Genomic DNA, 21,428 nt, shown 5'->3' with positions numbered 1-21,428 from the left:
CCCGCGCCAGCCAGGGGGTGTTGGCTATCATGCGGTGCGAGTCTCCAGGCGAGCCTCCGGCTTTGGTCGTAGCCAAGCCCAGACGGCCAGCCAGTACAGCGTCATGACAATCACGGCGACCAGCGAAGGCATGGCCCGGTAACCGGTCAGTCCGGCGATGGTGCTGCCCAGGGTGCTGCCGTCATCGAGCAGGGCAGAGGTATCCCACAGCGGATCGCCAAAGATCTCGTACAGCACTTCCGGCACGTCCATACCCATCAGCTGCCCGCTGAAGCGGTCGAGGCCGGCCATCAGCAAAGCCGCGCCAAGCAGCAGCAACAACGTCTCGCTGACCTTGAAGAAATGCTTCCAGGAAAACAGCTGACTGCCGGCCTGCAATGCCGCGTAGCTCAGCAATGCGAGCGCAAAGCCAAGCAGCCCGCCGATCGCGAAGTTGGTCAGGTCCGAACCATCCTGCTGATGCCCAATGCCGTAGAGAAACACCACCGTTTCGCTACCCTCGCGCGCGACTGCGAGCATCGCCAGCACCAACAGGCCGATGCCACTGCCCTGGCTGAGGTGCGTTGCAGCACTGTCCACCAGGTTGCGCTTGAGGTCACGGCCGTGGTGGTGCATCCAGCCGACCATCTGCAGGATCAGCAATGCGGCAGCCAACAGCATGGCGCACTGGAACCACTCGCCAGCCGGGCCGGCCAACCAGTCGCCGGCGCTGAGAATGCCCCAGGCCAGCAGCGAGGCCAGACCGAGACCGGCAACCACGCCGCCCCAGAGCATGCGCAGCGCATGACGGTTGCCCGGTTGCTGGCTCAACCAGGCATGCAGAATGCCGATGACCAGCAATGCCTCGACGCTTTCGCGCCAGACAATGAACATCGATTGGCCCATGTCGCTTCTCCTGTTGAGAGACTACTTGGCGATGATTTCGCCTTCCGGGAGGTCCATGTGGAACTCGTCGAAGAAGGGATAGCGGCCGGGTTTGAGGGGATGGATCACGACAAATGAAGTGACACCGGGCGAAAGCACCTTTTCCACCCGCAGAGGCGTGCTTTCGAATTCGGTCGGGCCATTGCCAGCGTTGATGACGACGATCTTGAAGCGTTGGCGAGCCGGGACTTCGATGGTCGCCGGCTCGAAATGGCCGTCGCGGATGGTCAGCTCATACGTCGGCAACCCTGCCTGGGCGCCGCCGGCAAAGCCGGCAACGAGCAGGGCGAGGGCGGTAAGCAGGGCGCGTTGCATGCGGACCTCCGACCTAGTAGCCGCCTTTCTTGCCGATGCCGGCATAGGTGAACTCGTAATTCAGCGTGCATTGCTCGAACCACGGCGCTACGCCGGTTTCCTTGTCGACGTGACGGCCGAACATGGCGTGCTTGCCATCTGGCGGCGAGACGATGAAGGTTAGCTGGTACTTGCCCGGCCCCATCAACTTGACGTTGTCGCCATAGTGCGGGCCGTCACTGGCGACCATCGGGTGGAAATCGCCTTCGATCTTTTCGTCCGAGCCCTTCTTGCTCAGTGCGTAGCGGATGTTCAGGTAGGAGACGAAGCTGCCTTCCTGCCAGCCGTTGCGGTTTCCTTCGGTGGCTGCGATGTCGGCCTCCAGATGCACGTCGGATTTGGCGGCGTCCAGCATCATGCCTGCTGGCTCCATCTCGACCGGCTGCAGGTAAACGGCACCAACCTCCATGCCACCGCACTGCTGTGGTTCGCCAATGGGGTATTCCTTGGCCTGAGCGAGAGGGGCGAGCAGCAACGAAGCGATGGTGAGGGTAGCGGGAATGCGCATGAAGCCTCCGAAGAGAAGAGATAATTGACGCGGAGAGGGTCGCATCTGTGGTGCTTAACGATAATGATTCGCGTCAATTTTGCGCGAAATGTTTTGTAACGTACACCTCTGATGACGCCATAACGCTGCAGCAGATAACGCGCCAGGCGGCGCCGTTAAAGGTCTTGGGGGCATTGCTGCGTTGCGTTGTCACACCCTATAACGATGGTTAGCCAGAACCGGTCTGTTCGCTGCGGCTGCGGTCAGTTGCACCGCCACAACTTGATTTAAAAGCTGCGAGGCAGATCGATAGCGGCCTACCATATGCACTTTCGGAGTCGGGGAATTTCATGACTCAAGCTGTACTGGATGCCAGAACCGCCCGCGTACTGCCCTGGCTGGTCGCTATAGCGTTCTTCATGCAGACCCTTGACGGCACCATTCTCAATACCGCGTTGCCGGCCATGGCACGCGACCTTGCTGAAGATCCGTTGCGCATGCAGGGCGTGGTCATCGCCTACATGCTTACCGTGGCGTTGTTGATTCCGGCGTCCGGCTGGCTGGCGGATCGCTTTGGTGCTCGGCGGATTTTCTTTTCCGCCATCCTGTTGTTCACGCTCGGGTCGCTGCTGTGCGCGATGAGCACCAGCTTCAACCAACTGGTGATGTCACGCGTGGTGCAGGCGGTGGGGGGCGCGCTGATGCTGCCGGTCGGGCGCCTGGTGATACTGCGGGCCTACCCGCGTAGCGAGTTTGTCCGCGTGATGACCTTCATCGCCTTGCCCGGCATGGTCGGGCCGCTGATTGGCCCGACGCTCGGCGGTTGGCTGGTGGAATACGCATCCTGGCACTGGATCTTTCTAATCAACCTTCCGGTCGGGCTGATCGGCTGCATCGCAGCCTTTCGCTTCATGCCTGACCTGAAGAGCGCCGTGCGCATGCGCTTCGATACCTTCGGCTTTCTACTGTTCGGCAGTGCCATGGTGCTAATCACCATTGCGCTCGAAGGCCTCGGTGAGATGCAGATGCCCCACGCGCGTGTCCTGTTGTTTGTGGCTATTGGCGGTGCCTGCTTGACGGCCTACTGGTTGCGCGCCGGTCACATCGAAAACCCGCTGTTCAGCCCGTCTCTGTTCCATACCCGCAGTTTTGCCGTTGGCATTTTCGGCAACCTGTTCGCGCGTCTGGGCAGTGGCGCGTTGCCGTTCCTGCTGCCATTGCTGCTGCAGGTCGCGTTGGGCTATTCCCCGGCGCAGGCGGGCATGTCCATGATTCCGTTGGCGCTGGGTGCGATGTTCATCAAACCTTTGGCCAAGCCGCTGATCGACCGCCTCGGCTATCGGCGCATCCTGATCGGCAACACGCTGCTGTTAGGCAGCCTGATCGCCAGTTTGGCGACCATTACCGGGCAGACTTCGACTGGGTTGTTGCTGCTGCACCTGAGCCTGATCGGCATGGTTAATTCCATGCAGTTCACGGCGATGAATACCGTGACGCTGGTGGGGCTAAGCAACCAGAGCGCCAGCAGCGGCAACAGCCTGCTATCGGTAGTGGTGCAGTTGTCGATGAGCCTGGGCGTCGCCTCGGCCGGTGCCCTACTGGGCGGCTTTACCGTGCCGGGTGCCGACGGCGCAGCGGTGCTGGAGGCGTTTCACCTGACCTTTCTATGCATCGGAGCGATGTCGATGCTGGCCGTATCGTTGTTCTTTCAGCTGGACAGCAAGCAGACCATGGCTGCTCGACACATAGACACTGAGTGACCGAACCCAGGATCAGCCGATGCAAAGCTCGGCTTCTTCCTCGTCCTCGGGGATCTCATCGGTGACGATCACTCGCGCATGGTGGCTGGTTTCCTCCTCCATGCGCAGGCCGAAGTAGCGGTTGTCATACGCATCCCAGAATGCTTCGACCTGCTCCATTGTGGCGGCCTCGAGGAGTACCTCCAGGCTGTGCTCCAGGACAATGGTGTAAAGTTTTTCGGCAGACATGATTAGCAGGCTCGTGCTCGATTCAAGAGGCGGCTGCTCCTCTGCAGCCGTGATGTCATTCTGACAGCTGAAGAGCCTTAGCAAGCTTCCGCTCATCGCCTGAAAAGAGATTCCCGCTGAACGGTTGGCCTCGTTTTGGAGCTGTTTGAATCGAACGGTTCCGGCTAATGTTCTGCTCAGCCAGCCCATGAGTCGCGCATCGATGTGTCGTTATTTGCGACATAGCGGTTCGCTTACCGATCACTGCTGAAGTCTCCTCTCTCTTAGCCTTCTGGCACGCAGCGCCAGGTTTGCCACCGCTGAGGACACCCTTGGAGCCCTCATTGGCTTCGCCCAGAACCCGCTGTCTTTGTTTACCTGTACGAGTAAACATTATCGACCTGTCACGTATGACGACATAAAGTCTGGCCATCGCCGGATGTGCCGGTGGCAACAGAAGGACTCGATTTATGGGAACAATGGGAGCGTTCTGGCTGGTCACGGGAGGCTCGCTCTGCGCAGCTCTGGTGCTGGCAATCGTCATGTGGCTGCAATGGTTGCAGCTCAGGCAACACAAGGTGGAACTCGCGGTGCTGCGCGACCTGCTACAGGGGCTCGGTGAGATCATTCAGCGTTTGGAACACGAAAAGGCCGAGCTAGCCGCAGGTCTGCGAGCAGAAACGGGCCAAGTCGAACTGCTCAAGCGGCAATTGAGTCAGCTAGGTAAATGACCGAGTCTGATCGGCTTGTTTCGGTTTGCCACGGGTGTCTCTGGTCGACATCCCCAGGTTCGATAATTCGTTCGGCCTGTTGTGCTGCGATGACGGCCCCATAGTCGACCGCGGACGCAGACTTGGCTTGTGATCGTGCGGCGTCTAACGATCAGCGGTTGCCTGGCTTGTGGCTGTCGGACCTCGATTTAGCCGGCGACCGGTCATCATGCGAAGGCAGCGAGTGGGACGATTTGAGGAACTGTCATGTCGATTGCTCCCCCAAAACTGTACGAACCGCATTAAGCGGCCCGTGAAACGCAGAACGGAGGAGATACTGATGACACTCAAGCAATCGGCATCCCTATCGGCAGCAATACTCGCCGCAACCCTGACCGCTGGCCTGCCCGGTACTGTCGTGGCGCAGCAGCCCAGCCAGCCCAATCAAGCAGGCCAACAGGCCGGAACGGGGTCGCAAACCATTACCGTCGGGCATAACGTGATAGACGCAGTGGATGATGTGCGTGAAACCACTGCCGACTTCATTGGAGCGCTCCTTAGCGCTGAAGAAGGCCTGGGCCTTGGCAATTGGGAGCAACAGGAACAACGGCTTGCCCAAATCCAGGAACAGCTGCAGCAAATGGAAGCCGTGCTGGATCAAAAGGCCGAAGCCACAGATCAGGAGTGGCTCGACTGGATGGACGGCCCAGACTACGGCGTGACCGTAACCAAGCAGATCACGAACATTGGCTCCCACCTCGACAAAGTCTCAAACATCCTCGCCGAAAACTGGCAAACCAAGGGCATCCAGGTACTTATCGGCAGCAACGTTTTAGAGCAATTACGCGACCTGCGCGAAACGACTGTCGATCTGCTCACCGCCATGGAGAATGCGGGTAATAACTACGGTTGGACCGTTGAGCCTGATCAGTTCAAACAGGCACGGGACAAGTTGGCGAAGCTGGTGGAAGACATCGATCAGCCGCTGGTCATGTCCGAGGCCGACTGGCGTGCCTACCTTGAGTCCGACCGGTTTCATATTGTCATCCATGACAACGTGTCGACGCTTGCAGACATACTGCAGAACCTGACCAAGCCGAGTCAGGGCTGACCCGGGCTTCCGGCGCCATCCAAGCGACGGCTAGTAACGGTCGCCGCTCGGGCGCCTAACAACCCCCACAAGTAGCCGCTCCAAGATTGTATGGCCGGTAATCGGTGCGCTATGCCGCCAGTGGCGTGCTGCCCACGTCAGGCCGCTCCGCAACGGGAACGGTGGCAGGACATCGTCAGCGCCAAAAGCGGCAAGATGCGGTCGCGAGGCATCGTCTCAGGTGCCCAACGGCTGAATAGCGGCTTAAACCACGATATCTTTGTTGACATCGTTAAGCCTAAAAAGCAAAAAACCCCGAAATCCGCTAGGGAAATCAGGGGCTTAGGTGTTTCAAATTTGCCGGGGTCACCTGATATGAGCTCTTAACGCATTGATATGTAAGATTTTTCCTGGTTTATAAATTCAAAGGGATACATGTAGGGATACATTTTCTTGGCTGCTGTGGCTGTTTTTAGCTTTTCCGGACGCCGTTGAGGCACGTCTTACATGTCTTTGGTCGCCTGGCAGAATGCTCGGGCTCCCCAGGCCGAATCAAGGCATCGTACATTCATGGTTCGGGCGGCAACATTTCACCCGGCGTTCGTGCAGCCCGTTTCGGTGGGTCCATCGTGAAGCCGGAGCGACAGGTTCCGTCACTCAGCATGAAGCAGTAGAAATTCTCAGCATACGCCCGATCCTCCGCATCAACTGTTTCGTCACTACTAGGCTGCTCTTGATCTATCGCGGCGGCGCGGCGCTGTTTAGTGCGCTGTCGGAAATACAGCAGCAGACCGAGTGAGACGAAGCCGAGAGTCAGGATGACGCTTGCGAGCGTGAGAGTATTCATGATGTATCCGACGATTCCATGCGACGGTTAAGGGGCGAACCAGATTCTTCCTAAGCCAATTTAGCCCTGCTGGCCTCAATTGCCTGTACGTCCGAGTCGGGTATGACTGCTGCCTAGGCATCTGAACCGGCGTCGAAAGTTGCGCAGTGAAAATAGATGCATTCTAGCCTTTACAGCCGGTTGCGCATTCTGCCGCCCTATCTAGCCTGGTGAGGGGGAGTGCTGTCGTAAGTAGTCTCGGAATGAGTCCATGTTTCCTCTAAGGAAGGTCTGAAGTAACCCTGTATTTCCGGTCGACTTCAGCCCTCGCTGCTTTTGAAAGCGGGCCGTCGATCAAAATCGACCAGGTAACCCGCTCAGTTCTCCGTTTTTGGCCGCCGCGAGCACCTCGCAGCAGCCATTTTCCGCATTACAGGTGCACCTTTCCTGCGGTAGTCAGCAAATGTCGGCGCGCCATCCATAGGTTCGACAGCGCGAACAGCGTCACCAGCTGAGCGGTGTTCTTGGCCAGGCCACGGAAGCGCACCTTCACGTAACCGAACTGGCGCTTGATCACTCGAAACGGGTGCTCGACCTTCGCTCGCACTTGTGCCTTGGCCTTCTCGATCTTGCGCTTGGCTTTGTACAGGGCGCTGCGTTTATCGAGCTTCTTGTAGGTGCTGCGGCGTGCTGCGACCTGCCAGATCACTTCGCGGCCAGCATGTTCGGGGCGCTTTTCGACGCCGGTGTAGCCGGCATCGGCGCAGACGACGTTCTCTTCACCATGCAGCAGTTTGTCGACCTGGGTGACATCCGCCACGTTTGCCGCCGTGCCGACCACGCTGTGCACCATCCCCGACTCGTCATCCACACCGATGTGCGCCTTCATGCCAAAGTAATACTGGTTCCCTTTCTTGCTCTGGTGCATTTCCGGGTCGCGCTTGCCGTCCTGGTTCTTGGTCGAGCTGGGCGCGTGGATCAGTGTGGCATCGACGATAGTGCCCTGGCGCAGCGACAGGCCGCGATCCCCCAGGTAGCCATTGATTACGCCGAGGATGCCGGCTGCCAGCTCATGTTTCTCCAGCAAGCGACGGAAGTTGAGGATGGTGGTTTCGTCGGGAATGCGCTCCAGGCTCAGCCCGGCGAACTGACGCAGGATGGTCGTCTCGTAGAGCGCTTCTTCCATGGCCGGGTCGCTGTAGCCGAACCAGTTCTGCATCAGATGGATACGTAACATGGCCATCAGCGGATAGGCTGGACGACCACCTTCACCCTTTGGGTAGTGTGGCTCGATCAGGGCAATCAATCCCTTCCACGGCACCACCTGATCCATCTTGATCAGGAACAATTCCTTACGGGTCTGCTTGCGCTTGCCGGCGTACTCGGCGTCGGCGAAGGTCATCTGCTTCATGGAAAAACTCGGCTGGCGGGATAGGCGTATTTCACCAGATTCGGGAAGTCTTTTTCAGACCTTCCCTAAGCCCTCATTGCCTCAGTCAATTAGGTACGCACTTAACCTTATTGTTTGGTTTGAGTGGATACCAGCTTGGATACCGCCCTTTGGATACCGCTTGATTACTAACGCTAAGGGGTAGGGAAGCTGATCCGTACGACGGTACGCAAAAGTCTGGTACGCAAGCTGGTACGCACGGAAATGGACGTTTCAACGTTGCGCACCATGTGCCTCAAGTCTTTAACCCGGGGTCTGCAGTTGCCTGGTCGGTGCCAGCCCCCAATAGGCCAGCGTTTGCCATGTAATCCTAATCCCGCAGCTTTCAAGCTGCCGTTCAAGGGGTAGAGGTAGGCCCTTACGGCTATGCCGACGAGTCCGCAACGAGCTTCACGGGAAATAATCCCGTCCGTAAACTTTACCTGTACACGTAGCCAGACTAGATGTGTCCTCTCTGTGGACATATTGTGTGAGCGGCCGACTCATCAAGCAGAGCCGTCCACTCTGCGACTGCAACAGCGGGTGCCAAAGGCAACTGCAGTACAGAACTCACCAACGCGGTAGCAAGGAGCAAATACAGATGAAAAAGCCGGCTACGGTAGCCGCCCTAGAGGATCTAGGACGCGTAAGGCTCTCCAAGCACTTCTTCATGCGAGATTTCCTGTACTCGGAAATCTCGCAGATTGAAGGCATTCCCAACATCCCGGATTACCCTGACCGTGCCATTGAGGCTGGGCGTCAGCTTTGCGAATTATTGCTGGAGCCGCTGCAAGATCGTTTTGGCCGGATCTGCATTCGCTCCGCCTATCGGGCTCCGGCAGTCAATGCGAAGGGCGCAGAAAATAAAAACCAATATAGTTGCGCCGCAAATGAGAGCAACTATGGTGGGCATATTTGGGATTACTTGGATACCGATGGCTATCTGGGTGCGACCGTTTGTGTTGTGGTGCCCGCGTTGTTGCCCTGGTATGAGGAGCGGCAGGACTGGACGCCGCTGGCTTGGTGGATTCACGACAATTTGCCGTACGCCAGCCAATTCTGGTTTCCCAAATTGGCGGCGTTCAATTTACGGTGGAGCGCGAATCCGAATACGCTGCCCTCTATAAGCACTTATGTGGCAAACCCGCATACCGGAGATAAACGGGCGCTGGTGAAGGAGGGCGTCGCCACGCTTAGTTTGGAGGAGCGCAAAGCGATCATTCGGCCTTGGTTAGCCAGCTTGGGGTAAATTCACACCGACGTGATAGATCGCTCGACGTTTCAAGTTGAGCAAGTGGATCTGAATAGATCCGTTTAGCGGACCGCTAGGGGTTTAGCTTTACCCGATGATGGCACAAAGATATTGTGGCCATCGCAGCATCGCCTAGCGGTGCTGCTGCACGTCAAGGATGGCCTTCAAGCGCGCTTTCATTAATGCATACTCGCTTCCTCAGGCTGTTCGGCTCGGGCATGTATCGCCCTTGTCGGGGCGTCCGAATTGCTATCGTTTTTGGGACCGGCGCATGGACAAGAAGTCATTATCCGAGCGGGATATTTGCAGCAAATACATCTCGCCTGCGATCGCCATGGCGGGCTGGGATATGCAGAAGCAGGTCCGTGAAGAAGTCAGCTTCACCAAAGGGCGCATCATCGTGCGCGGCAAGCTACACAGCCGCGGCGAGTCACGCCGAGCTGACTACATTCTCTATCATCAGCCGAACCTTCCGATTGCCGTTATTGAGGCCAAGGACAATAAGCACTCCCTGGGTTCGGGTATGCAGCAGGCGCTGGGATATGGCGAAGCGCTGGACGTGCCCTTCGTGTTCTCCAGTAACGGCGATGGCTTTTTGTTCCATGATCGCAGCGGCACGGGTGATCAGGTCGAAACGGAGCTGAGCCTCGGCCAGTTCCCCAGCCCTGCCGAACTCTGGCAACGCTATTGCCGCTGGAAGGGCCTGAAAGGTGATGCCCAACAGAAGGCCGAGGCGCCGTATTACGACGACGGCTCAGGGCGCATGCCGCGTTACTACCAGACCAATGCCATCAATCGCACTGTTGAGGCCGTCGCTCGTGGGCAGGATCGCATTCTGCTGGTCATGGCCACCGGCACCGGCAAGACCTACACCGCCTTTCAGATCATCTGGCGGCTGTGGAAGTCGAAGCAGAAGAAACGTATCCTTTTTCTGGCCGACCGCAACATCCTCGTCGACCAGACCAAGAACAACGACTTCAAGCCCTTCGGCGCGGCGATGACCAAGATCGCCAAACGGCAGATCGATACGTCCTACGAAATCTATCTGTCGCTGTATCAGGCCGTCACCGGCGCCGAGGAAGAGCAGAACGTCTACAAGCAATTCTCCCGAGACTTCTTCGATCTGATCGTGATCGACGAATGCCACCGCGGCAGCGCCGCAGAGGATTCGGCCTGGCGCGAGATTCTCGACTACTTCTCCGGCGCTACCCATATCGGCCTCACCGCTACGCCGAAGGAAACCAAAGGGGTTTCCAGCATCACCTACTTCGGTGAGCCGGTGTATAGCTACACCTTGAAGCAAGGTATCGAAGACGGCTTTCTCGCACCGTACAAGGTGGTTCGCATCGACTTCGACAAGGACCTGCAAGGCTGGCGGCCGCCCAAGGGCATGCTCGACAAGAACGGCGAGCTGATCGAAGACCGCATCTACAACCTCAAGGACATGGATCGTACCCTGGTCATCGAGGCGCGCACCCAGCTGGTGGCCCAGAAGGTCACCGAGTTTCTTAAGGCCACCGATCCGTTTCAAAAGACCATCGTCTTCTGCGACGACATTAACCATGCCGAGCGCATGCGCCAGGCGCTGGTCAATCTGAATCCCGAGCGCGTGGCCGAGAACCGCAAGTACGTCATGCGCATTACCGGGGATGATCAGGAAGGCAAGGCCGAGCTGGACAACTTCATCGACCCCGAGTCGCGCTACCCGGTCATTGCCACCACCAGCAAGCTGATGACCACCGGTGTTGATGCCCAGACCTGCAAGCTGGTAGTGCTCGACCAGCACATCAAATCCATGACCGAGTTCAAGCAGATCATCGGACGGGGCACCCGCATCAACGAGGATTTCGGCAAATACTGGTTCACCATCATGGATTTCAAGAAGGCCACCGAGCTGTTTGCCGATCCTGCCTTCGATGGCGATCCCGTTGTGATTTACGCTCCGTCAGGCGATGAGCCTCCGGTCCCGCCGGACGATCTGTTGGAAGGCGACGGTATTACCGCAGGCAGCGAGGCCGAGGCCGGTGAGCTGGAGTTCACTGGCGAGGAGGGCGGCAAAAAGCGCATCAAGTACGTCATCGACAACCTGCCGATCTATGTCATCGCCGAGCGCGTGCAGTACTACGGCCCGGACGGCCGGCTCATAACCGAGTCGCTGAACGACTACACCCGCACCTGCGTAAAAAAGCAGTTCGCTTCGCTGGACGACTTTCTCCGCCGCTGGAGTGATGCCGAGCAGAAGAGGGCGATCATTGACGAATTGGCTGCTCAGGGCGTGATGTGGGAAGCCCTGGCCGAAGAAGTGGAAAAGAAGCAGGGCAAGCTATTGGATCCGTTCGACCTGATCTGCCATGTCGCCTTCGACCAGCCCGCTCTATCGCGTCGCGAGCGTGCCGACCAAGTCAAGAAGCGCAACTACTTCGCCAAATACTCCGGCGCGGCCCGCGAGGTATTGGAGGCGCTGCTGGATAAATATGCCGATACGGGCATTGAGCACATTGAAGACATCAAGATCTTGCAGCTTGAACCCTTCAGCCAGTTAGGTGCACCTGTGGAGCTTGTGAGGGCGTTTGGCGGTAAGCCTGGCTATCAGCAAGCCATTCACGATCTGGAGGCTGAGTTGTATGGCTCTTGATGCCTTCGGCTAGCCGCGCTGCGCGCTAAGCGACAGCCACTCAAAACGTAACCGACTTGCAGTCTTCTTTGGAAATACAAATGGCATCAGCGCCCAAGGGTTCCACGCTACGTGGAATTACCCCTCCAGGCACGGACGAATACATCCGTGCGCTACGCACTATCGAGCCAGAAATAACAGCGCTACAGCGTGACATGCTCATCGCGCACGCTCGCTTTCCTGGGCACGCATGCACGATGACGCAGTTGGCTGGCCTGGTAGGGAAAGCCAGCTTCCAAGTAGCGAATATCCAATATGGAAGATTGGGCGGCAGACTTATTACAGCGCTTGGCATCCCTAGCCCGAAGTGGAAGGTTTATGCCATTGCTGGCTTTGATGATGATCCCGAAACAGGGGAAAGCAGAGCCTGCATGTACCCAGAGGTTAAGGCTGCACTGCAGCAAATGGGATGGATATCGGGGGAAGCGTCCAACCAAGCACCGCGTTCAAGCGAGCTGCAGTCGGTAGCAAAGCATGCAGTACCGACCCCGGATGTCGGCATGCTTAGCATTAACGAAGTCATTACGACTTTGCAGCAGCGAGGGTTCACGAAACCGGCCCAATCAGGCCTGAAAGTAGTCCGCCTTGATCATCCAGACTTGGCGTCCCCTGTGTACGTCAAGCAAAGCAGCAGTATCCACGCTCGCCTGCAAGCGCCTCTCGTGCTTCATCCACAATACGAGGCTGTCGTACAAAACCTATTATCGCAGCCCGGTATTGCAAGGGGGCATACCCGCTACTACCACAACACCAATCTGCGCGGCTTTCCAAAGCGGCGCAACGGAGGGGCAAGCGACATTGCCTATGGTGTGGATGTAGGGTTCCACAACAGCGCGGCCTTGCTGGTGCTGGTGGACGAGTTACTAGACGAGCCGCGGCCGCTGGCTTCGAACTCGGAGCGCTCCGCCGACTTAGCTCGGGTTCTACCAGAAGACATCGCGCTGACAGACACCGAACGCGAAGCCTTGATCAAGGCGCGTGTCGGTCAGAGCGGTTACCGCGACGAACTGCTTGGGTATTGGGGCGGCTGTGCCGTCACCGACTGCTGCGTGCCGATGCTGCTGCGCGCCTCACACATCAAACCCTGGCGCGTCGCCAGTGGGGCAGAGCGGCTCGATCCGTTCAACGGCCTTTTGCTGACACCAAACCTCGACCTGGCTTTCGACCAGGGCCTGATCAGCTTCGACGACTACGGGCAGATTCTCCTTGGCGAGGATCTGGACCCAGACAGCGCTCGAGCGCTCAATATCACCCCCGACCTTCGCCTGCGCCAGATCGACCAGCGTCATCGCGGCTACCTGGCCTGGCATCGTGACAATCTGTTTAGGAAGTAAGCATGTCCATCAGCTCCACCATCAAATCCATCCAGGACATCATGCGCAAAGACGTGGGTGTCGACGGCGACGCCCAGCGCATTGGCCAGCTTGTCTGGCTGCTGTTCCTCAAGATCTTCGATGACCGCGAGCTGGAATGGGAGCTGATGGACGACAACTACCGCTCGCCCATTCCCGAAAGCTGCCGCTGGCGCACCTGGGCTGCCCACCCGGAAGGCATGACCGGCGATGCGCTGAAGGACTTTATCGACAACAACCTGTTCCCGCAGCTGCAGAACCTGCACGAGTACAGCAACACGCCATCGGCCTTTGTGGTGCGCAGCGTGTTCGAAGATGCCTACAACTACATGAAGTCCGGCCAGCTGCTGCGCCAGGTGATCAACAAGATCCAGCAGGGGGTGGACTTCAACAAGGCGCAGGAACGCCACGAGTTCGGCAACCTCTACGAACAACTGCTGCGTGACCTGCAGAACGCCGGCAACGCGGGTGAGTTCTACACCCCGCGCCCGGTCACCGAGTTCATGGTGCGCATGGTTGATCCCAAGCTCGACGAGAAGGTCATGGACCCTGCCTGCGGCACCGGTGGCTTTCTCACCTGCACCATCGAGCACAAGCGCAGCCGTTATGTAAAAACCGCCGAGGACGAACGCACCCTGCAGGCGAGCATCTACGGTGTGGAGAAGAAGCCACTGCCGCACCTGCTGGCCACCACCAACATGATCCTCCACGGCATCGAAGTGCCGAACCAGATCCGCCACGACAACACCCTGGCCCGTCCGCTGATCAGCTGGGGGCCGAAGGAGCGGGTCGACTGCATCGTCGCCAACCCGCCGTTCGGTGGCATGGAAGAGGACGGTATCGAAACCAATTTCCCCGCTGCCTTCCGTACCCGTGAAACCGCTGACCTATTTCTCGTACTGATCATGCATCTGCTTAAAGACGGCGGCCGCGCTGCCGTGGTGCTTCCTGACGGCTTCCTGTTTGGTGAAGGCATCAAAAGCCGCATCAAGGAAAAGCTGCTCAGCGAGTGCAACCTGCACACCATCGTTCGCCTGCCCAACGGTGTGTTCAACCCGTACACCGGCATCAAGACCAACTTGCTGTTCTTCACCAAAGGCACACCGACCAAAGAGGTGTGGTTCTACGAGCACCAGTACCCAGCCGGCGTTAAGAACTACTCCAAGACGCGCCCCATGCGCATCGAAGAGTTCGCCGTGGAAGAGGCCTGGTGGGGCAGCGAGGCCGATGGCTTCGCCGCGCGGGTGGAGAATGAATTCGCCTGGAAGGTCAGCCTCGATGACCTGAAAGCTCGCAATTGGAACCTCGACTGCAAGAACCCCCATGTGGGCGAGCATATCAGCCACGACCCGGACCAGCTGCTGCGTGACTACGCCCAGCTGCAAGGCGAAATCAGCGAGCTGCGCGACCAGCTCAAGGCCGTGCTGGCCGAGGCGCTGGAGCGGCCATGAGCGACGTCGCCATCTACGAAAGTGACAGCGGTCACATCGCCGTCACCGTTGAGCACGACAGCGTATGGTTGCGCCAGGAACAACTGGCCGAGCTGTTCGGCCGTGACCGCACCGTGATTGGCCGGCATATCCGCAACGTCTTTGCCGAGGGCGAGCTGGAGCGTGAAAGCAATGTGCAAAATCTGCACATTGCTGGCTCCGACAAGCCGGTGGCCTTCTACAACCTCGACGTAATCATCTCCCTCGGCTACCGGGTGAAGTCCCGTGAAGGCACGCGCTTTCGCCAATGGGCCAATCAGGTACTCAAGCAACACCTGACCCGCGGCTACAGTCTCAACCGCGAACGTTTCGAGGCCAACGCTCGCGAACTGGAAGCGGCGCTGGAACTGGTGCGAAAGGCCGCTCGCACGCCCGAACTGGGCGAAGCCGGCGGGCGTGGGCTGGTGGAAATCGTCAGCCGCTACACCCAGACCTTCCTCTGGCTGCAGCGCTATGACGAAGGCCTGCTCACCGAGCCCACCGGCAGCCCCGGCGGTCAGTTGCCCGATGCAACCCAGGCGCGCTGGCGGCTGGACGAACTCAAAGCACAGCTGATGGCGCGGGGCGAAGCCAGCGACCTGTTTGCCCGCGAACGTGGTGATGGCTTGGCCGCGCTGCTCGGCAACCTCGAACAAAGCGTGTTCGGCGAGCCGGCTTACCCGAGCCTAGAAAGCAAGGCCGCGCACCTGCTGTATTTCGTGGTCAAGAATCATCCCTTCGCCGACGGCAACAAACGCAGTGGAGCCTACCTCTTCGTGGACTTTCTGCACCGCAACGGCCGCCTGCTCGATGCCGAGGGCAATGCCGTGATCAATGACACCGGTCTGGCAGCCCTGACCCTGCTGGTCGCCGAATCCGCCCCCGCGCAGAAAGACACCCTGATCCGCCTGATCATGAACATGCTTGCTCCGGAAACCCATCAATGACCGCACTGCTGACCGATAACCTGCCGCTGCTGGCCGGCGCGCCCAATGGCATCAAGAAACTGCGCGAGTTGATTCTGGAACTTGCGGTGCGTGGCAAGTTGGTGCCGCAGGACCCGAATGATGAGCCGGCCAGTGAGTTGCTGAAGCGCATTGCCCAAGAAAAGGCGCGGTTGGTGGTTGACGGATCAACCAAAAAACAAAAACAACTGCCTGGAATTGCCCAAGACGAAACGCCTTTTGATGTGCCTGCGGGCTGGTGCTGGGTAAGAATGGGAGCCGTTGGGGAAACAAATATTGGACTGACATACTCCCCATCAGACGTAGGTGATATTGGGATTCCTGTTCTCCGCTCAAGCAATGTTCAGAAAGGCCAGGTTGATTTATCTGACTTGGTCAGGGTGGACCTGTTAGTAAAAGAAAGTGCTCTTGTTCAAGAAGGGGATCTACTGATCTGCGCACGGAATGGTAGTAAAGCCTTAGTCGGAAAGACTGCGATGATCTCCAATCTGACAGAGCCAATGGCATTCGGCGCTTTCATGGCGATATTCCGCAGTCGGCTAAACCCATATTTGCTTCGCTTTATAAATTCACCGCTGTTCCGAAAGGTCATTGATGACGTAAATACAACAACGATTAATCAAATAACCCAGAACAATTTACGGACAACTCTTTTACCGCTTCCACCCCTCGCCGAACAACACCGCCTCGTCGCTAAAATCGATGAGTTGATGGCTTTGTGTGACCGCCTGGAAGCCCAGCAGGCCGACGCGGAAAGCGCCCACGCCCAACTGGTGCAGGCGCTGCTCGGCAGCCTGACTCAAGCCGTCGATGCCGAGGACTTTGCCGCCAGCTGGCAGCGCCTGGCCGAACACTTCCACACCCTGTTCACCACCGAATCCAGTATCGACGCCCTTAAGCAAACCCTGCTGCAACTGGCTGTGATGGGCAAATTGGTGCCGCAAGATCCCAGCGATGAGCCAGCCAGTGAATTGCTTAAGCGGGTTGCCGAGAAGAAGGCGCGGCTCATCTCCGAAGAGGGCCTAAGAACGACAGCAAGAGAGGATGTTCCAGAGGCCGAATACTACTTCACGCTGCATGCTGGCTGGGCGTCCTACCGGCTCGGTAACATTGCTCGCTTCATTGACTATCGAGGCAGGACACCTACAAAAACGCCATCTGGTGTACCGCTGATTACTGCGAAAAATGTGCGTCCAGGATTTATCAGCAGAGAGCCTCAAGAGTTCATAGCCGATACGGATTATTTATCTTGGATGACAAGGGGCTTTCCTCGGGTTGGAGACATGCTTTTCACAACTGAGGCCCCAATGGGTAACGTGGCGATAATTGATATTCCCGATCAGTTTGCACTGGCTCAGCGCGTGATTTGCTTCCAGCTTCATGAGCTTGAAATTGGCCCGTTCTTAAAATTGGTCATGATGTCCTCTGGCTTTCAGGCGCAGCTTTCAGATGCAGCCACAGGAATGACGGCTACTGGCATCAAGTCCTCTCGTCTTAAAGAAATACCAGTCCCAGTCCCACCGCTCCCCGAACAACACCGAATCGTCGCCAAAGTCGATCAGCTCATGGCGCTCTGCGATCAACTCAAAACCCGCCTGAACCAGGCTCGCCAACTCAACGAACAACTGGCCACCGCGCTGGTCGAGCAGGCTGTGGCCTGAACAAGGAATGCAGGGATGCCTATTCGCACACAAATCTGGACTGTCGGGACGCAACCCGTAGCGCTGAAAGCGGCACGGTTGGTCAGCGAGCAGCTGCTGGAAAACATGATCGTCGCAGCGCCGGCGCTGCTGTCCGAGGACTGGCTGCTGATCGGCCAGCAGGAAAGCACCGGCTACGGCGGCCGTATCGACCTGCTGGCGCTAGCGCCAGATGCGTCGCTAATACTGATCGAACTCAAACGCGACCGCACTCCGCGCGAAGTGGTGGCGCAGGCGCTGGATTATGCCGCCTGGGTCGAGCATCTTGAGGCGGACGAGATTGCCGCCATTTATCAGCGCTTCAAGCCGCAGGGCGATCTGGCTGCTGATTTCCATGCGCGTTTCGGTGCGCCGCTGGATATCGAGTCGCTCAATCAGAGCCATCAGATCGTCATCGTTGCCGCCGAACTGGATGCCAGCAGCGAGCGCATCGTCAGCTACCTCAGCGAGCGCGATATAGCGATCAATGTGCTGTGCTTTCAGGTGTTCCAACTCGGTGAGCAGCAACTGATCAGCCGCGCTTGGCTACTCGACCCAGCCGAGACGCCGCAACCCACAGCTGTGGCCAAGCCCGGTACACCCAGCGAGCCCTGGAACGGCGAGTTCTACTGCTCCTTCGGCCACGGCCCCAGCCGCTCCTGGCCCGAGGCACGGCAGTTTGGCTTCATCTGCGGCGGTGGTGGCAGCTGGTACAGCAACAGCCTGAAGGTACTCAGCCCTGGCGACCGCATCTGGGTAAACGTCCCCGGCGCCGGCTATGTCGGCGTTGCGCGGGTTACAGGCCATGCCACCCCAGCCATCGAGTTTCGTATTCCCTATCAAGGCACCGAGGTGCCGGCGCTGGAACTGCTCAAAGGCGCTAATTATCACCGTGACCTGGCCGATGACCCGGAGCGTTGTGAGTACTTCGTCTCAGTGGAGTGGCTGTTCAGCCTACCGCTGAACGAAGCCATCAAGGAAGTCGGCCTGTTCGGCAACCAGAACACTATCTGCCGCCCAACCACCCCGAAGTGGCGATGGTCGGTGGACCGATTGAAAGAACGCTTCGGCGTGAAAGCCTGATTCGCGAATTGCTTTGATCCCTCTGCTTTAAACGGACGCTTTGGTCATGATGGATTTGCTGCAACACCTGATCCCCGATTTCGCCCATATGTTCAGCGCCAACCCTAACGGCATCAGTGCCTGGTTCTGGTTGGTCACCGCACTGATCTTCGGGTTTTCGCTGTTCTTCCTGATGCTGCATTTCCGGCATTTCAAAGCGCGCATGCGAGCACTGCGCTCGCTGCTGGACGGGCAGAGCAAGGACACCCTGGCTGCCAGCCGAAGAGAAACGCTGCACAAGGCGCAGGAGCTGAAGGCATCCAATGTCGGCATGCTCTGGCGCGAATTCGATGAAAGCCTCGTGCAGTCGTCCGACCAGCAAAAGCTGTTCAACACTCTGGATGCCGAGCATTTCTTCAATGCGCGCACGCTGGCCAGTGGTCTGACGGCCAGCCGCCTGCTGGCCGCAGCACCCAGTTTCCTGGTGGCGGTCGGTGTGTTGGGTACCTTCGTTGGTTTGACCGTCGGGCTTGAGGGGCTGGTGGGCACGTCCGACGAAATCGAAGCGCTAAAGGGCGGCATCAACAAGCTGATCTCCGGCGCTGCTGTGGCGTTCATGACATCTGTGTGGGGCGTTGCCTTCAGCCTGCTGCTGAACATCATCGAGAAGATGTTCGAGCGTAGTGCGCTGAATGATATTCAGCGGCTGCAGCACGATATCGACTTTCTCTACCCGCGCATTCCCGCCGAGCAATCGCTGGTGCATATCGCGGAATACGGGAAGGAGAGCAAGGAAGCGCTGCAGGAATTGCACGAGCGCATTGGCGATCGGCTGCAGGAAACCCTCAATGGCATGAATGAGGCCATGCAGACAGCGCTGACCGATGCACTGAACAACATCATGGCTCCCGCTATTCAGACGTTGGTCAGCACTACCAGCCAGCAATCTACCCAGGTGCTGGAAACCCTGGTTGGAAGCTTCATGGACGGTATGACGTCGGTTGGCCGGGAGCAGGGCAGCCAGATGCAACAGGCCGCTGCCGACGTGAACGCGGCTGTAAGCGGCATGAGTGAGCGCCTGAACCAGCTGTTCACCAGTTTGAGCGAGCAACAGGGACGGCAGATGGAGGTTGCGCAGCAGCAGAGCAGCCAGTTCGAAGCTCAATTGCAACGCATTGCTGGCTCTGCAGATCAGCGGCAGGAACAGCTGGAGCAGCGTTTCAGCGAGCTGATGGCCGGACTGTCGAGCCAGTTGCAGGGGCAGTTGGGCTCTGCGCAGCGCCGCGATGAAGAGCGGCAGGCGATGTTCGAGCGTTTGCTGAGTGAGTCCAGTGCCAATCAGGCGGCGCTTCTGGAGAAGTTCTCCAGTTCCACTCAGGACCAGATGCGAGTGATGGCCGATGCGGGCAATGAGCGGCATAACAACCTGGAGAAGGTGTTCTCCCGGTTGATGATGAACCTGAACACGCAGCTCGATACGCAGATGGGGGCCGCCGAGCAGCGTGAGCAGGCCAGGGCGCAGCGCCACGAGGAGCAGCAAGCGGCGGCACTGGCGCAACAGCAGCAGCTGATCGGCAATCTGGGCCAGACCAGCCAACAGCAGATTGGCGCCATTGCCGAAGCCGCGGCGACGCAACAGCGCAATCTCGAGGAAACGGTCAGCAAGCTGCTCGGCAGTTTCAATGAGCAGGTCAGCGGGTACGGCGTGCAGGCGGAGCAGCGTGAACAGAGCCGCCAGCAGCGCTTTAACGAACAATTGGAAAACATGGCTGCGCAGCAGCAGGAGTTGCTGGCAGGTATCGCGTCCGCCGTTCAGGTTACCCAGCAGCAGAGCAGGCAAATGGCTGAGCAGCATCAGCAGCTGATGACGCGCCTGCAACAGGCTACTGAAGCGGCCGCGACCAGCAGCAAGCACATGGATAGCAGCGCCAATCAGTTGGGCCTGCTTTCTGCCAACCTTCGCCAGGCCGCTGATGCGCTGGGCCAGCGCCTGGAGGCAGTAACCCAGAGCGTGGAAGCTGCGAGCACACAAAATGCCGCGTTGGCTGCACAACTGCAGGGCCAGGCAAGTTCGCTGTCGCAGCTGCAGGCGGCACTACTCGAAGGCGCGCAGCGCTTCGAGCAGGCCGCAAGTGAAGCACGCAATGGCTTTGGTGACATGAAACAAACTCAGCAGGAATTCCTGTCCGGCGTAAGGCATGAATTTACAACGCTGGGTGAGACGCTGCGTGCCCAGGTAGAGGCAATTGAAAAGCAGGCTGAAGAGTGGCTGCGTAGCTACGCCTCCGAAGTGCGTATGCAGACTGAGGACCGCATGAACAAGTGGAACGAGGTCTCGCTTGCCTATGCCGATCAGATGCATCGCAACGTCCAGGCGGTGAGCGGGATTCTGGATGAGCTGGAGGCACGCTGATGCGCTTTCGCAAGTCGCATGACGTGGCCGTCGATGAGGAAAACCCGTACTGGATGTCCTTCTCGGACATTATGTCGGCGCTGCTGGTGATCTTCATTCTGGCCTCGGTGATCCTGATCCTGCAGCTGATGGACATTCAGCAGAAGCTGGAGGAGCGGCAGGTCCAGTTCGAACAGGAAATCGAAGAGCTGAAAAAGGCGGAGCAAGTGCGCCGCACCATCCTCGATGAGGCAGTTGAGGCACTACGCAGGCGCGGCATCAAGGTGGAGGTCAGCGAGAATCACACGGTGCTGAGTATTCCCAACGATCTGCTTGGCTTCGATACCGGTGCCTATGAGATCCATTCCGCCTATCAGGCGCGAGCGCTTGAGATTGGCAAGGTCATCAATGAGGTGATCTCGCGTGATGACCGGGTGGAATTCCTGGACACGATCTTTATCGAGGGCCACACGGATAATCGCCCGCTGCAGGGATTTATGGGCAAAGGCAACTGGGGGCTTTCCACCTTTCGCGCTATCTCGCTCTGGCAGTTCTGGGGTGACGCCTTGGCGCGCGAGGAACAGCTGTCGCGCCTGAACAACAAGGACGGAAAACCGCTGTTCTCGGTCAGCGGATATGGCGAAACGCGTCCGGCCGTGGCCAGTCAGGTCACGGAGGAAGACTTTAAGCGCAATCGTCGAATCGACATCCGTTTCACCATCCGTCGTCCGGATAGTGCGCAGTACGAGCAAGTCAAGGAGCGGCTGGGGGAGACCAAGCCATGAGGCTGCCTCCA

The 21,428-nt window shown here is 58.3% G+C and carries 18 protein-coding genes; 12 read left to right on the top strand and 6 right to left on the bottom strand.

Annotated elements, in window-relative coordinates; translation table 11 throughout:
* Positions 1–27 precede the first annotated feature (27 nt).
* From PSTU_RS0107250 to PSTU_RS0107240, 3 genes are read right to left on the bottom strand one after another with little or no spacing between them, the layout of a single operon-like run.
* Positions 28–885, bottom strand: a complete 858-nt coding sequence (locus PSTU_RS0107250) for an FTR1 family iron permease (protein WP_019340375.1) — start codon at positions 883–885, stop codon at positions 28–30.
* A gap of 21 nt (positions 886–906) precedes the next feature.
* Positions 907–1,239: a cupredoxin domain-containing protein gene (locus PSTU_RS0107245; RefSeq protein ID WP_019340374.1), complete on the bottom strand. Its 333-nt coding sequence runs from the start codon at positions 1,237–1,239 to the stop codon at positions 907–909.
* A gap of 13 nt (positions 1,240–1,252) precedes the next feature.
* Complete coding sequence (locus PSTU_RS0107240; protein WP_019340373.1) at positions 1,253–1,786, bottom strand: iron transporter; 534 nt, start codon at positions 1,784–1,786, stop codon at positions 1,253–1,255.
* 329 nt (positions 1,787–2,115) lie between these two features.
* Between PSTU_RS0107240 and mdtD the strand changes: the two genes are divergently transcribed.
* The gene (gene mdtD / locus PSTU_RS0107235; protein ID WP_019340372.1) at positions 2,116–3,525 is read left to right on the top strand and encodes a multidrug transporter subunit MdtD; all 1,410 of its coding nucleotides are present in this window, start codon (positions 2,116–2,118) and stop codon (positions 3,523–3,525) included.
* A gap of 12 nt (positions 3,526–3,537) precedes the next feature.
* Here the strand turns inward: mdtD and PSTU_RS0107230 are convergent, their stop codons facing one another.
* Positions 3,538–3,753 (bottom strand): hypothetical protein, encoded by a 216-nt coding sequence (locus PSTU_RS0107230; RefSeq protein ID WP_029404662.1) that lies wholly within the window; start codon positions 3,751–3,753, stop codon positions 3,538–3,540.
* Between the two features lie 449 nt (positions 3,754–4,202).
* Here PSTU_RS0107230 and PSTU_RS0107225 point away from each other — a divergent pair, with 449 nt between their 5' ends.
* Positions 4,203–4,463, top strand: a complete 261-nt coding sequence (locus PSTU_RS0107225; RefSeq protein WP_029404661.1) for a hypothetical protein — start codon at positions 4,203–4,205, stop codon at positions 4,461–4,463.
* Positions 4,464–4,782: 319 nt separating this feature from the next.
* A complete protein-coding gene (locus PSTU_RS21680) occupies positions 4,783–5,553 on the top strand; it encodes a hypothetical protein (RefSeq protein ID WP_141566886.1) in 771 nt (256 codons plus the stop codon).
* Positions 5,554–6,100: 547 nt separating this feature from the next.
* On the opposite strand, the gene PSTU_RS0107210 is transcribed toward PSTU_RS21680, so the two are convergent.
* Together PSTU_RS0107210 and PSTU_RS0107205 are read right to left on the bottom strand one after the other, a co-directional pair.
* Positions 6,101–6,379 carry a hypothetical protein gene (locus PSTU_RS0107210; protein ID WP_019340367.1) on the bottom strand — a complete coding sequence of 93 codons (279 nt, stop codon included), beginning with the start codon at positions 6,377–6,379 and terminating at the stop codon, positions 6,101–6,103.
* Positions 6,380–6,788: 409 nt separating this feature from the next.
* Positions 6,789–7,769, bottom strand: a complete 981-nt coding sequence (locus tag PSTU_RS0107205; protein WP_019340366.1) for an IS5-like element ISPa16 family transposase — start codon at positions 7,767–7,769, stop codon at positions 6,789–6,791.
* A gap of 619 nt (positions 7,770–8,388) precedes the next feature.
* Between PSTU_RS0107205 and PSTU_RS0107200 the strand changes: the two genes are divergently transcribed.
* The 9 genes from PSTU_RS0107200 to PSTU_RS0107160 all read left to right on the top strand — a co-directional run bounded on the left by PSTU_RS0107200 (position 8,389) and on the right by PSTU_RS0107160 (position 21,417).
* On the top strand, positions 8,389–9,036 hold the full coding sequence (locus PSTU_RS0107200; RefSeq protein ID WP_019340365.1) for a hypothetical protein: 648 nt from the start codon (positions 8,389–8,391) through the stop codon (positions 9,034–9,036).
* A 274-nt stretch (positions 9,037–9,310) separates the two neighbouring features.
* Positions 9,311–11,674, top strand: coding sequence for an EcoAI/FtnUII family type I restriction enzme subunit R (gene hsdR / locus PSTU_RS0107195; protein ID WP_019340364.1), 2,364 nt, complete (start codon positions 9,311–9,313; stop codon positions 11,672–11,674).
* Between the two features lie 236 nt (positions 11,675–11,910).
* Complete coding sequence (locus PSTU_RS0107190) at positions 11,911–13,047, top strand: HNH endonuclease (RefSeq protein ID WP_237709847.1); 1,137 nt, start codon at positions 11,911–11,913, stop codon at positions 13,045–13,047.
* Between the two features lie 2 nt (positions 13,048–13,049).
* A complete protein-coding gene (locus PSTU_RS0107185; protein WP_019340362.1) occupies positions 13,050–14,516 on the top strand; it encodes a type I restriction-modification system subunit M in 1,467 nt (488 codons plus the stop codon).
* The gene (gene rhuM / locus PSTU_RS0107180; RefSeq protein WP_019340361.1) at positions 14,513–15,481 is read left to right on the top strand and encodes a RhuM family protein; all 969 of its coding nucleotides are present in this window, start codon (positions 14,513–14,515) and stop codon (positions 15,479–15,481) included. Before PSTU_RS0107185 ends, rhuM begins: the two co-directional genes overlap by 4 nt.
* On the top strand, positions 15,478–17,160 hold the full coding sequence (locus PSTU_RS0107175) for a restriction endonuclease subunit S (protein ID WP_019340360.1): 1,683 nt from the start codon (positions 15,478–15,480) through the stop codon (positions 17,158–17,160). Before rhuM ends, PSTU_RS0107175 begins: the two co-directional genes overlap by 4 nt.
* A 15-nt stretch (positions 17,161–17,175) precedes the next feature.
* Positions 17,176–18,261 (top strand): nuclease, encoded by a 1,086-nt coding sequence (locus tag PSTU_RS0107170; protein ID WP_019340359.1) that lies wholly within the window; start codon positions 17,176–17,178, stop codon positions 18,259–18,261.
* A 46-nt stretch (positions 18,262–18,307) separates the two neighbouring features.
* Complete coding sequence (gene zorA / locus PSTU_RS0107165) at positions 18,308–20,653, top strand: anti-phage ZorAB system protein ZorA (RefSeq protein ID WP_019340358.1); 2,346 nt, start codon at positions 18,308–18,310, stop codon at positions 20,651–20,653.
* The gene (locus PSTU_RS0107160; protein ID WP_019340357.1) at positions 20,653–21,417 is read left to right on the top strand and encodes a flagellar motor protein MotB; all 765 of its coding nucleotides are present in this window, start codon (positions 20,653–20,655) and stop codon (positions 21,415–21,417) included. The genes zorA and PSTU_RS0107160 overlap by 1 nt, the downstream gene beginning before the upstream one ends.
* Positions 21,418–21,428 lie beyond the last annotated feature (11 nt).

It is taken from the genome of Stutzerimonas stutzeri SDM-LAC (assembly GCF_000235745.1).
Classification (GTDB): domain Bacteria; phylum Pseudomonadota; class Gammaproteobacteria; order Pseudomonadales; family Pseudomonadaceae; genus Stutzerimonas; species Stutzerimonas stutzeri_H.
The sequence above is the reverse complement of the archived record's forward strand: the minus strand, read 5'-3'. Positions and strand labels throughout refer to the sequence as shown.